Origin of the sequence: Paenibacillus sp. GbtcB18, from assembly GCF_019091125.1 — a bacterium.
Lineage (GTDB): Bacteria > Bacillota > Bacilli > Paenibacillales > NBRC-103111 > Paenibacillus_F > Paenibacillus_F chitinolyticus.
In genome coordinates, this window is the sequence record NZ_JAGXJX010000010.1 from 127146 (window position 1) to 140050 (window position 12905).

Sequence of the window (12905 nt, forward strand, 5' to 3'; positions counted from 1 at the left end):
TATGCAAGGTTATGCATTTTTCATGCATAGCCTTGCATATTCGCTTATATCCTGGCGCAGGCCCGGTTATGATAAGCTGAGAGCAGCCGGGACCGGCAAATTTTTTTACTACTCTGTATTACAACTAACTGCTAGATCAAATATGAGGACTCCGAGGTGTTGGTATGCTGGAACCGGAAGTGAAACAAGACCTGCGCGAAATTGCAAAGCGACTAACGGAATTAAGGGGGTCTCTTTGACTTAGATCATAAGCTCGAAGAGATCGGAGATTATGAAGTAAAGATGGCGGCGCCGGATTTCTGGGACGATAACGAGAAGGCCCAGAAAATCATCGGCGAACTCAACGCCATAAAGAGCGTTGTGGATCAGTTCCAGGCGCTGAATAATGAATATGAAGACCTGGACGTGATGGCGCAGCTGGCTGACGAGGAGAACGACGAGGACATGGCGGCCGAACTGGCCGACGGGCTGAAAGGCGTTCTCCGCAAGCTGGAAGACTTCCAGCTGCAGCTGCTGCTCAATCAGCCGTACGACCGGCTGAATGCCATTCTCGAGCTGCATCCGGGCGCGGGCGGGACGGAGTCCCAGGACTGGGCGGAGATGCTGCTGCGGATGTACCGCCGATGGGCAGAGAAACGGGACTTCAAGGTCGAGGTGCTCGATTATCTTCCCGGAGACGAGGCCGGCGTGAAGAGCGTTACGCTCCTCATCAAGGGCCACAACGCCTACGGGTATCTTAAAGCGGAGAAGGGCGTACACCGCCTTGTGCGCATCTCGCCGTTCGACGCTTCGGGCCGCCGCCACACGTCATTCGTGTCGTGCGACGTGGTGCCGGAGATCGAAGATGATGTGGAGATCGATATCCGCACGGAGGATTTGAAGATCGACACGTACCGCGCGAGCGGAGCGGGCGGCCAACACATCAACACGACGGATTCGGCCGTGCGGATTACGCACTTGCCGACGGGCGTCGTGGTGACGTGCCAGACGGAACGTTCCCAGATCAAGAACCGGGAACGTGCCATGAAGCACTTGAGATCGAAGCTCTACGAGAAGAAGATCGAAGAGCAGGAGAAGCATCTCGCGGAAATCCGCGGAGAACAGTCCGACATTGCGTGGGGCAGCCAGATCCGTTCGTACGTCTTCCATCCGTACAGCATGGTCAAGGATCACCGGACTACGGAAGAGACAGGCAATGTGGGAGCGGTAATGGACGGCGATCTCGATCCGTTCATCGATGCTTATCTGCGTCTGCAGATCCAGAAGAAAGAAGAATAAGAAGCGTGCGGGGAAGGGGGCCGAGTGCCTGCGGCCCCGCATTTTTTGTATATTCAGAGGTCGATGGGCCAGTCGAGAGGGTTCAAGCACTTAGCGCGCGGGCGAGCCTGCGAAAACCCGGGATCTGTTCAAAACCGGAAGGGTGCCCGGGCACAGTGCGAACCAGTCTTATACAAGGTTCTGCAACGCTCCCGAATTATTTTTGACCAGTGGTTAATTAGAGGTAGGCAAACTCTTCTTTTAATGCCATAATAATCCCAGTGCCTTACTCATACAACAATAGACCTTCATCAGGCAAAACTAGAGATAACCGGCGCGAACGGCCGGTAAAAGATAGGAGGAATGCCCATGGCTATGGCCAAAGGCAAACGGAGAAAAGCCCGTCTTGTCCTGAACAGTCCGCAGCAGAAAGTGTACGAATATGCGATGCTGCTGATCGGTTGTTTGATTATTTCCATCAGTTTTAACGTCTTTCTCAATCCCAATCAGGTTGCTTCCGGAGGGGTATCGGGCCTGTCGACCATTATCCAGCAAACCTTGGGCTGGCAGCCGGCTTTAACGCAGTGGGGTTTGAATATTCCGTTATTTCTCCTTGGCTTGTGGCTTCTGGACCGCTCCTACAGCCTTAAGGCAGTCGTGGGTTCGATCGTGCTGCCGCTCTGCGTTATGCTGACCAGCCATCTGCCTACCCTGACTCATAACATTCTGCTTGCAACGATCTACGGCGGCATGGTGCTGGGGCTTGGTATCGGGATCGTGTTCCGCGGCCGCGGCTCAACGGGAGGCTTCAGTATTTCCTCGCAAATTTTACATAAGTATTCCGGTTTGAGCCTGGGTGTATCGGTTGCCGTTTTTGACGGAATGGTCATTTTGCTGGCCGGAATTTTTTTCGGTCCTGAAAAAGCTCTTTACGCGTTGATCGGTCTCTTTGTGACCACGAAAACCATTGATATCGTCCAAGTCGGGCTCAACACATCGAAGGTGGCTTACATCATTTCGAACGATCCGGAGAAGCTTCGCGAAGCGATCCTTCATGATCTGGATCGTGGCCTGACCCAGTTAAACGGAGCCGGCGGTTACACGGGTGATGCGCGGCTTGTGCTGATGGTTGTCGTCAGTCAAAGCGAAGTCAGCAAGCTCAAAGCGCTGGTACAGTCGATCGACCCACAAGCGTTTATCATTTTAAGCAATGCGAACGAGGTGTTGGGGGAAGGTTTCAAACGAGCGGTATAATTCTGCATATATACAAAACATTCTGTATAAAAGCTATAAGACGCAGAGACTGATCCTCTTCAAAAGAACTCAACTTCGAACCTATATCCTGTAGTGGAAAACAGCTGTCTTTAAAGGCAGCTGTTTTTTTGCGCGTGATTTAATGATCCGGATGGGAGGCTCCTTGGCAGGCAAAAAAGTCGTTGAATTATTATACCCGTGTCTGTATAATAATACATATCATTTTTAGGACGTTTGGGGGAAAAAGCAATGACGGAACACGTGAGAGCGGCTATTGTAGGTTCAACCGGTTACGGGGGAGTGGAGCTGATTAGGCTGCTGCTCGGACATCCCGCTGTAACGATCACTTCGGTAATTTCGTCTTCGAGTGCAGGCGCGCCTATTTCGGAGGGATTTCCTCATTTGAACAGCATTATGCACGATTCGCTGGATGCTGTGGATGTACCGCTTATCGCGTCCAAAGCGGATGTCGTTTTTCTGGCGACACCGGCGGGTGTGGCTGCCAAGCTGGCGCCTCAAATGCTGGATGCCGGTCTCAAAGTGATCGATCTGTCCGGAGATTTCCGGCTGAAAACCCCGGAGATTTATACCCAGTGGTATAAGCGCGAGGGCGCGTCTCAGGAAGATCTGGATAAGGCTGTGTTCGGATTGTGCGAAATTTACGGAGAGCAGGTGCCGGGGAAAGAGTTTATTTCCAACCCGGGCTGTTACCCGACGGCTACACTTCTTGGTTTGGTTCCGGCTGTGAAAGCGGGATGGATCGATCCGTCCACGATCATCGTGGATGCCAAATCCGGAATTTCCGGTGGGGGCAGAGGACTTGGCCTCGGCTTTCATTACGCGGAAGCCAATGAGAATTTCTCGGCTTACAAACTTAACCGCCATCAGCATATTCCCGAAATCGAGCAGGTGCTGAGCGATGCCGCGGGACGTGAAGTCATCATCACTTTCTCGACTCACCTTGTCCCGATGACGCGCGGAATTATGGCGACCTGTTATGCGCAGTTGAACGGAAAGCATGACACCCGCGAGTTTATTGAAATGTACCGTAATTTCTACGAAGGACGCCGTTTTGTGCGAATCCGCGAAGAAGGCAAGTGGCCGGCGACCAAAGAAGTATGGGGCTCGAATTACTGTGATATCGGTTTTGCCGTAGATGAAAGGACGAACCGGGTCACCGTCGTTTCGGTTATCGACAACGTGATGAAGGGCGCGGCGGGGCAAGCCGTGCAAAACTTGAATCTGATGCTTGGCTGGGATGAAACGACGGGTCTTCAACTTACGCCGGTTTATCCGTAATCGTTCCGACTGGCTTAAAGATAGTTTGCTTTTGCATAGATTGAGCAGGGCTTATTGAAGAGCCGTTATATTTTACGAGCTTTTGGTTTGCAAGAAATTTAACAGATTACAGATTAGTAGATATCCCAGGGATAATGGGCAAAAAGGACAGGTGAGCATCCATGACGCTGCTAGGCCGTTTTACCGTCGTGCCGGATGGCACGGTGACCACACCTCAAGGCTTCCGCGCTGGCGGCCTGCATTGCGGGTTGAAGAAAACCGAACGCAACGATCTCGGAGCGATCGTATGCGACGTCCCGGCGGCCGTTGCGGCCGTTTACACGCTTAACGCGTTCCAGGCGGCACCGCTTCGCGTGACGCAGGAAAGCATTGCCGCGGGCGGCAGGCTCCAGGCGATGCTCGTCAACAGCGGCAACGCCAACGCGTGCACGGGCGAGCAGGGACTCGCGGATGCGCGCGCTATGCGCGATGCCCTGGCTCGCCGTCTCGGAATCGCCGAAGAGCTGGTCGGCGTCACCTCGACAGGGGTCATCGGCGAGCTGCTGCCGATGACGAAAGTGCTCACCGGCATTGAAGCGCTGCCGGAGAAGGTCAACGCCGCAGGCGGTGAAGACTTTTCCCAGGCGATTCTGACGACCGACCTGGTGAAGAAAGTCATCTGCGTGCGTGTAAACATCGGCGGACGCGAGGTGCACATCGCCGGAGCCGCCAAAGGTTCGGGGATGATTCATCCGAACATGGCGACGATGCTCGGTTTTGTCACCACCGACGCGAACATCGAGAGCAAGCATTTGCAGCAGCTGCTTGGTGAAGCGACCGACTCCACCTTCAATATGATTACGGTGGACGGCGATACCAGCACGAACGACATGGTCGTCGTGATGGCCAGCGGCCTGGCCGGCGGGGAGGCTCTTCAGCCGGGCCATGCGGACTGGGAAGACTTCGCGGCCGCTTTCCGCCACGTGTCGGAGCATCTGGCGAAAGCGATCGCCAGAGACGGCGAAGGAGCGACGAAGCTTATCGAAGTCAACGTGCACGGGGCCGTCTCAAAGGAGGCCGCACGCGCGATTGCCAAGACCGTCGTAGGCTCCAGTCTTGTGAAGACGGCGTGTTTCGGAGCGGATGCCAACTGGGGCCGCATTATTGCGGCCGTCGGACGCGCAGGCCAGCCGGTGAACACGGAGACGGTGGATGTAAGCCTTGGAGGCATCACCGTACTTAAGCAGTCCAAACCGGTTATGTTTGACGAGGAGCGGGCGGAAGCTTACTTAAAGGGAGATATCGTGCAGATTGACGTGCACTTAAATATGAGTGATAGCGGAGCGACTGCTTGGGGCTGTGATTTGACCTATGATTACGTCCGCATCAATGCGGCGTACCGGACTTAGGCTGCCACGAACCGCTTGGGGAGAAGAACGGAGGCAAGGGGAAGACATGGAAAGTTTTGTGATGAAGTGCGGCGGGAGTACCCTGGCTGCACTACCGGATTCTTTTTTCACGGATTTAAAACAGCTCCAGGACCGCGGCATTGTCCCTGTCATCGTGCATGGCGGGGGGCCTGCGATTTCAGAGACACTGAATCAGCTCAGCATCGCGAGTGAGTTCGTCGGCGGACTCCGCAAAACAAGCGAGGCGGTTCTCGACGTTGTCGAAATGGTGCTGGCCGGACGGATCAATAAAGAAATCGTCAGACGCATCCAACTGTCGGGAGGCAGGGCCCTGGGATTGTCCGGTGTAGACGGACGCCTGATTACGGCCCGCCCGGTGGAAAACACCTCCGAAGTAGGACTCGTAGGCGACGTGACCGATGTGAACGCGGAGCTGATTCAAGGCGTGGTCGGGATGGGCTACATGCCCGTTATTGCACCGATCGGTCTCGGCGGCGACGGGAACCAGCGCTACAACATTAATGCCGATACGGCAGCGGGTGCGGTCGCATCCCGGATCGGTACGGACCGTCTCATCGTTGTGACCGATGTACCCGGTATTATGAAGATGGAGGACGGTGTGAAGCGGGTGCTTACGACCGTCACCATTGCGGATATCGAGACGATGATCGAGAGCGGAGATATTTACGGGGGCATGATCCCTAAAGTACGGGCGGCGATCCAGTGCATCCAAGGGGACGTGCGGGAAGTCGTGATCGTGGACGGTTCCGTCCCGGGTATTCTCAGCAGCGTTCTGGACGGAGAGCAGGTCGGGACCCGGATTATCCGCTAGCGGATATTATCTTTAACAATTAAACGATGGGAGTGAAGAACATGGTTCAGCAGGCAAGCAGTTTGTTTCCGACGTATGCCCGGTTTCCAATCACACTGGTAAAGGGAGAAGGCAGCCGATTGTGGGACGATCAAGGCAAGGAGTACATCGATCTGATGGCCGGCCTTGCCGTTACGAATTTAGGGCATGCTCCGGAAGTTGTTAAAGAGAAGCTTGTGACGCAGCTTGATCAGCTTTGGCACGTGTCTAATCTGTTCCATATCCCGAATCAGGAAAAGCTGGCGAAGCTGTTGACCGACAATAGCTGCGCGGACGCCGTGTTCTTCTGCTCGACCGGTGCCGAAGCCAACGAGGCGGCTATCAAGCTTGCGCGCCGTTATTCGCAGAAGGTGCTGGGCGAGAACCGTTACGAGATCATTACGTTCCATCAGTCGTTCCACGGCCGTACGCTGGCTACTCTGACCGCAACCGGACAAGAGAAGGTGCAGGAAGGTTTTCATCCCCTTCCCGAAGGGTTTGTCTACGCCGACTATAACGACCTTGCTTCCGTCGAAAAGCTGATCAGCGAGCGTACATGCGCCGTTATGCTGGAAATGGTTCAAGCCGAAGGCGGCGTCATCCCGGCGGATCCCGCTTTCGTGAAGGCGCTGGCCGAACTTTGCAAGGAGCGCGGCCTGCTTCTCATCGTCGATGAAATTCAGACGGGTATGGGCCGCACCGGCAAGCTGTTCGCCTACGAACACTACGGCATCGAGCCGGACATCTTTACTCTGGCCAAAGGCCTCGGCAGCGGGTTCCCGATCGGGGCTATGCTGGGTAACGCCAAAGTGGCGCCGGCTTTCTCGGCAGGCTCCCACGGCAGCACATTCGGGGGAACGCCTATCGCTACCGCAGCGGCTATAGCAACGGTTGAATATATGCTGAACGAGAAAATTCCTCAGCGTGCGGCGGAGCTTGGCGAATGGACGGTTAAGACGCTTCGTGAGAAGCTTGCGGGCAATCCGCTCGTTGAAGAAGTGCGCGGCGAAGGCCTCTTGATCGGCATCGTGTGCAAGCAGCCCGCAGCGGAGCTTATAGCCGAGATCCATGAAGCGGGCGTTCTGGTCGTATCGGCCGGCCCGCAAGTGGTGCGTCTGCTGCCGAGCCTCGTTATTCCGAAAGAAGATTTGCAGAAGGGCCTGGACGTCGTTTGCGATGTGCTGGCAAGAAAAGCCTCTGCTTTAGTACAATAGACAAGAAGGTCGTCCGCAGCCCTGCGGACGCTCCGACATTTTGCAGGAAAGAAAGGACGGATTCCCATGTCCAGCACGGTACAGGAAGAATTGCAGCAGCAGCTTAAGGGAAGAGATTTTCTGGGACTGGTCGATTACACACCCGCGGAGCTTAACCACCTGATCACCCTGGCCCGCGATCTGAAGGCCAAACAAAAGGCCGGTGAAGCGCATGAGCTTCTCAAAGGCAAGACGCTCGGCATGATTTTCGAGAAATCGTCCACGCGGACGCGTGTATCTTTTGAAGTAGGAATGTTCCAGCTCGGGGGCCAAGCCTTGTTCCTTAGCAAAAACGACATCCAGCTCGGACGCGGAGAAACGGTTTCCGACACGGCGCAGACGCTGTCCCGCTATCTGGACGGCATCATGATCCGTACGTTTGCCCACCGCAACGTGGTCGATCTGGCGCGTGCCGCAACTATTCCGGTTATTAACGGGTTGACGGACTTCTCTCACCCGTGCCAGGCCCTGACGGATTATATGACGATTCAGGAGCACAAAGGCCGCCTGGAAGGGCTTAAAATCGCTTATGTCGGCGACGGTAACAACATGGTCCACTCCCTGCTTGTCGGAGCGGCCAAACTCGGCCTGAACATTACGGTCGCTTCCCCGGAAGGATATACGCCGGATGAGGAGCTAGTCCGCAGCAGCAGGGAATTTGCTTCCCAATCGGGCGGCTCGGTGCTGGTTACCCAGGATCCGAAGGAAGCGGTGGCGGATGCGGACGTGATTTATACGGACGTGTGGGCGAGCATGGGCTTCGAAGCGGAGCAGCAGGAGCGCGAGCGTGCTTTTAGCGGCTACCAGGTAAACGAGGAGCTTGCCCGCTACGCGAAAAAGGATTACCTCTTCCTGCACTGTCTCCCGGCACACAGGGGAGAAGAGGTCAGCGAAGGCGTAATCGACGGACCGAATTCTTTCGTATTCGATCAGGCGGAGAACCGCCTTCATGCACAGAAAGCCGTTATGGCTTCGATTATGTAACTATGTAATTAAAATTATGGCAGCAAAGGTGAGGGAAAACATGGCTAAAGAAAAAATCGTGCTGGCCTACTCGGGCGGTTTGGATACGTCCGTTATTCTGGCTTGGCTTAAAGAAACATACGACGCTGAAATTATTGCGTTCACAGCGGATATCGGGCAGAAGGACGAACTCGACGGCCTGGAAGAGAAAGCATTGGCAACCGGCGCGAGCAAGGTCTACATCGATGATCTCCGCGAAGAATTCGCGAGCGACTTCATCTATCCGATGTTCCAGTCCGGCGCGCTGTACGAAGGGCAATACCTGCTCGGCACGAGCATTGCGCGCCCGCTGATCGCCAAGCGCATGGTCGAGATCGCCCGCGCCGAAGGCGCTACGGCCATTGCGCACGGCGCAACCGGCAAAGGGAATGACCAGGTGCGCTTTGAGCTGACGGCTGCTGCGCTTGCGCCGGAAATCAGCGTAATCGCCCCGTGGCGCCTGGAAGCGTTCCGGGAGCAGTTCCCGGGCCGCGCTGAAATGATCACGTATGCCGAGAAGCACGGCATCCAGGTGCAGGCGACCGCGTCGAAACCGTATTCGACGGACCGCAACCTGCTGCACATCTCTTTCGAGAGCGGCATGCTCGAGGATCCTTGGTTTGACGCAAGCGCCGACTCCAATCGCGATATGTACGTGCTCAGCGTATCTCCGGAAGATGCGCCGGATCAGCCGGAGTACATCGAGCTTGAATTTGAGCAGGGCAATGCGGTCGCTATCAACGGCGAGAAACTGAACCCGCTGCAAATGATGGAGACGCTCAATGAGCTTGGCGGCAAGCACGGCATCGGCCGTATCGACATGGTCGAGAACCGCTTCGTGGGCATGAAGAGCCGCGGCGTGTACGAGACGCCGGGCGGCACGATTCTGTTTGCGGCTCACCGCCGCATCGAATCCCTGACCATGGACCGTGAAGTCATGCATCTGCGCGACTCTCTAATCTCCAAATACAGCACACTCGTATACAACGGGTTCTGGTTTGCTCCGGAACGTCTGGCTATTCAAGCGCTTGTCACCGAGAGCCAGAAAAACGTTACGGGCACAGTTCGTATGAAGCTGTACAAAGGTAACGTGATTGCCGCCGGCGTGAAGAGTCCGGTGAGCTTGTACAACCCGAATATCGCGACGATGGAAGCGGATCCGACCCAAGCTTACGACCAGGGCGATGCGGCAGGTTTCATTCGTCTCAACGCGCTGCGTCTGAAAGTAAGCTCCGGCGTAGAGCAGCAATCCGGGAAATAAGCGGGCAACCGATCGTTTGTATATATACCTGTGAAACAGGAAACGGGGAACGGGCCGGAATCGGCCCGTTGTTCCGTTGAAATCGAAGGAGGCAGCAGTCGTGTCTAAATTATGGGGCGGCCGGTTTACGAAGCAAACCGACCAATTAGTAGAAGAATACACAGCTTCCATCACGTTCGATAAAGAACTGGCGGAAGAAGACATCCAGGGCAGTCTGGCTCATGTGACCATGCTTGGAAAGTGCGGCATCCTGCCTCAAGAGGATGTCGAAACGATCAAGGACGGTCTTAATCGCGTACTGGGCATGATCCGCCGCGGCGAGCTGGAATACACGATCGCCAACGAAGACATTCATATGAATATCGAAAAGACGCTGATCGATGAGATCGGACCGGTAGGCGGCAAGCTGCACACGGGCCGCAGCCGTAACGATCAGGTGGCGACCGACATGCACCTGTATTTGCGCGGGCGCGTGGTGGAATTCGTGAGCCTGCTCCAGAAGCTTCAGGAAGCCCTCCTGACGCAGGCTAAGGCCAACCTGGATACCATCGTGCCGGGATATACGCATCTCCAGCGTGCGCAGCCGATTCTGTTCGCCCACCATCTGATGGCCTACGTGTCGATGTTCCAGCGCGATATCGAGCGTCTTCAGGACAGCTACAAGCGGATCAACGTTCTGCCGCTGGGCGCCGGCGCGCTTGCGGGCACAACGTTCCCGATTGACCGTCATTTCGTAGCGGAACAGCTTGGCTTCGAAGGAGTGTACGAGAACAGTCTGGACGCCGTCAGCGACCGTGACTTTATTCTGGAGTTCCTGGCGAATGCCTCCTTCATCATGATGCATCTTTCCCGTTTCTGTGAGGAGCTGGTTATGTGGTCCAGCACCGAATTCAATTTCGTCGAACTGGACGATGCGTTCTGTACGGGCAGCTCGATCATGCCGCAGAAGAAAAACCCGGATGTGGCCGAGCTTGTCCGCGGCAAAACCGGCCGCGTGTACGGCAACCTGTTCGGTCTCATGACCGTTCTCAAGTCGCTTCCGCTGGCCTATAACAAGGACATGCAGGAAGACAAAGAAGGCATGCTGGACACAGTTCGTACCCTTCAAGGTGCCCTGCAGCTTTTCGCGCCTATGATCTCCACGATGAAAGTGAACAAAGCCCGCATGCGCCAGGCGGTAAATCAGGATTTCTCTAACGCCACGGACATTGCGGACTATCTCGTAAACAAGGGTCTGCCATTCCGCCAGGCTCACGAAGTGATCGGCAAGACAGTTCTCTATTGCATCCAACAGGGTAAATTCCTGCTCGATCTGTCGATGGAAGAGTTCAACAAGTTCTCCGAACTGTTTGGCGACGACATATACGGGGTGCTTCAGCCGGAGCAAGTGGTTAACGCCCGCAACGTATACGGGGGCACGGCCAGCAGCCAGGTAGAGGGAGCTATTGCTCGTGCGGAGAAAGGGCTGGAAGTAACTGTAAGCTGGGTTGACAGCAAGCTCGATAAAAGTAAATAATGAGAAAATAACCGAAAGGCTCATGAAATTCATGCGTTTGGCCGTTGTGCCACGCACGGGTTATTCAGGGCCTTTCCTGTTTCGTCCTGTCCCTCTTTGTGCCGGATGGACGGGTTGTTTCACAGGCACTAAGGTGACTTACCGTTCTGGGTGACTCCGTCTTCAATGACGTTCTTTTGCGGAGGAGCGGATTCCGCAGGAGGCTTGAGTACACCTGTATTAGACGCGACGACTCTCGCTTGCGGAGTATAGCGGTCTCTGGAAACTTTTTCACGGGAGACTTCTTTACCGCCCTGCTTTTTTATCCGGTAGGTATCGACCACAAACCCTTGTTTGCCGGGACTTAGCTCCACTTGTTCTCCGGTTTTCAAACCGGGGTTGTGCACGTATTTGACGGGCGGTTGAATGGTTTCAACGGTATTCGACATAATCTCATACGTCGTATCCGTGGGAATGCTTCCGAATAGTTTAATAGTCAACGCCGTATCCGACATTTCCGTTCGGATAAGGAGGTGGGCTTTTGTGTCGTTTCGGAAGCGAAAATTGATGAAACCTGTCGAAAAGGTAGCATCTTGCCCCAAGGGAGCATAGCTGATCGGCAGTGAATGGTTTCTTCGTTCGACAATCTCCAGGCCGGCGCGCAGAACCGCGTTGTAGAGCGTGGTGGAAACTTGGCAAATTCCGCCCCCTACTCCGGGAACAAGCTTGCCGTTTAGGATAACGGGAGCTTCCCGGAAGCCGAATTTAACGCCGGTCTGTTCAATAATAGGGGCGTAATCGAAAATTTCGCCCGGCTTTAGGATCACTTCATGAAGCGTTGCCGCGGTCGAGCGGACGTTGTGCCTGCGTCCCGGCGACGATTGGTTAAGCGGGGTTGAGAACTGCGTGATAAGCCGATCCACATGCTGGCCACGCAGCATTTTTTCCGTCACCTCGGGTTCCTGCAGCCGAAATGGGACCTGTATGGAAAGCGGATTCTCCGCCCGTTTCGGATCTATCTGCCTGATCTGCCGCTCTATGTCCGCCTTCAAGCGGGAAGCATCAATGCGGAGAGCGGGTTGTCCCGCTTTATACTGCACGCGGTCATCGGGCGTAACGATACGTTGGGCGGATACGGGCTGTACCGCATAAAGTTCCGGCCACAGGCTTTGCAGCTTCTTGTCGAGCCGGTCCGCCTCTATGGACAAGCCGATTTTCGCCTCGTAATGGCGTAGCTTCCAGCGGTTGCGTGCACGATCCAGCAGATTTCCTTCCGTAAGATCATGGAGGAGGGCCTGAAGCTCGCGGTCGTCTACACTCAGTCCCAGATCCTGAAGCTTCTGAGAGCGGGAGGGAACATCCTTCCGGTTGGAAAGAAGCTGTACGGGGACGGAATTTAGAAGCGCAACCTGGCGGCTCAACTGCCGGGGGAAATCGGCGTAAGCCATTCCTCCCACTTTCCACCCCGATACGGAGAATTGCTCCGGAAAAGCCGGACGCGAGCCGTAAAAGGCTATGGAGCCCAGCCCTACGACGGCCGCCAGCGGTAGGACGATGGCAATTGTCGTTAGCACACGCTTAACTGGCTTCATAAGTAAACTCCTTCGAAGAATTTGGCGCACTGACACTTTGGACTCAAGTTGAACTTGAACATTCAGACGGATGCCTGTTCTACATGTCTATGGATTCATCGGACAAATATGCCTGAGTCGAAAAGAGGGCAAACCCCAACAAAATTCGCCGTCCGCTGTGAAAAGATGTTGAATATTCCCTTTTTTAAAAGGAATTTTAAGATGGCTGTCGAACTTGTATGAGCTAGGATCAATCCGCCGTTAACAGGAAGTGA

The 12905-nt window shown here is 55.0% G+C and carries 10 protein-coding genes; 9 read left to right on the forward strand and 1 reads right to left on the reverse strand.

The annotated features are described in order from the left end of the window. Window positions 1–164: 164 nt before the first annotated feature. The 9 genes from prfB to argH all read left to right on the forward strand — a co-directional run bounded on the left by prfB (window position 165) and on the right by argH (window position 11080). Window positions 165–1278, forward strand: a protein-coding gene (gene prfB, locus KVT34_RS24795) for a peptide chain release factor 2 (RefSeq protein ID WP_217562115.1) whose coding sequence is annotated in 2 segments (ribosomal slippage) — window positions 165–236 and window positions 238–1278 — 1113 coding nt in all. Because the reading frame shifts where the segments join, the coding sequence is not laid out codon by codon here. 348 nt (window positions 1279–1626) lie between these two features. Further along, on the forward strand, window positions 1627–2511 hold the full coding sequence (locus KVT34_RS24800) for a YitT family protein (RefSeq protein ID WP_042233772.1): 885 nt from the start codon (window positions 1627–1629) through the stop codon (window positions 2509–2511). Window positions 2512–2760: 249 nt separating this feature from the next. Then, entirely contained in the window at window positions 2761–3810 is a 1050-nt protein-coding gene (gene argC, locus KVT34_RS24805) for an N-acetyl-gamma-glutamyl-phosphate reductase (protein ID WP_217562117.1), read from the forward strand. 161 nt (window positions 3811–3971) lie between these two features. Then, complete coding sequence (argJ, locus tag KVT34_RS24810) at window positions 3972–5198, forward strand: bifunctional glutamate N-acetyltransferase/amino-acid acetyltransferase ArgJ (protein ID WP_217562119.1); 1227 nt, start codon at window positions 3972–3974, stop codon at window positions 5196–5198. A gap of 46 nt (window positions 5199–5244) precedes the next feature. Further along, window positions 5245–6030 (forward strand): acetylglutamate kinase, encoded by a 786-nt coding sequence (argB, locus tag KVT34_RS24815; protein WP_217562120.1) that lies wholly within the window; start codon window positions 5245–5247, stop codon window positions 6028–6030. Between the two features lie 41 nt (window positions 6031–6071). Further along, window positions 6072–7262 (forward strand): acetylornithine transaminase, encoded by a 1191-nt coding sequence (locus KVT34_RS24820; RefSeq protein ID WP_217562122.1) that lies wholly within the window; start codon window positions 6072–6074, stop codon window positions 7260–7262. A gap of 66 nt (window positions 7263–7328) precedes the next feature. Next, window positions 7329–8285: an ornithine carbamoyltransferase gene (argF, locus tag KVT34_RS24825; RefSeq protein WP_217562124.1), complete on the forward strand. Its 957-nt coding sequence runs from the start codon at window positions 7329–7331 to the stop codon at window positions 8283–8285. A 40-nt stretch (window positions 8286–8325) separates the two neighbouring features. Then, the gene (locus KVT34_RS24830; protein ID WP_217562126.1) at window positions 8326–9564 is read left to right on the forward strand and encodes an argininosuccinate synthase; all 1239 of its coding nucleotides are present in this window, start codon (window positions 8326–8328) and stop codon (window positions 9562–9564) included. A gap of 100 nt (window positions 9565–9664) precedes the next feature. Beyond that, window positions 9665–11080 (forward strand): argininosuccinate lyase, encoded by a 1416-nt coding sequence (argH, locus tag KVT34_RS24835; protein ID WP_217562129.1) that lies wholly within the window; start codon window positions 9665–9667, stop codon window positions 11078–11080. Window positions 11081–11208: 128 nt separating this feature from the next. Here argH and KVT34_RS24840 read toward each other — a convergent pair whose 3' ends face one another. Continuing rightward, complete coding sequence (locus tag KVT34_RS24840; protein WP_217562131.1) at window positions 11209–12651, reverse strand: VanW family protein; 1443 nt, start codon at window positions 12649–12651, stop codon at window positions 11209–11211. Window positions 12652–12905: the final 254 nt, after the last annotated feature.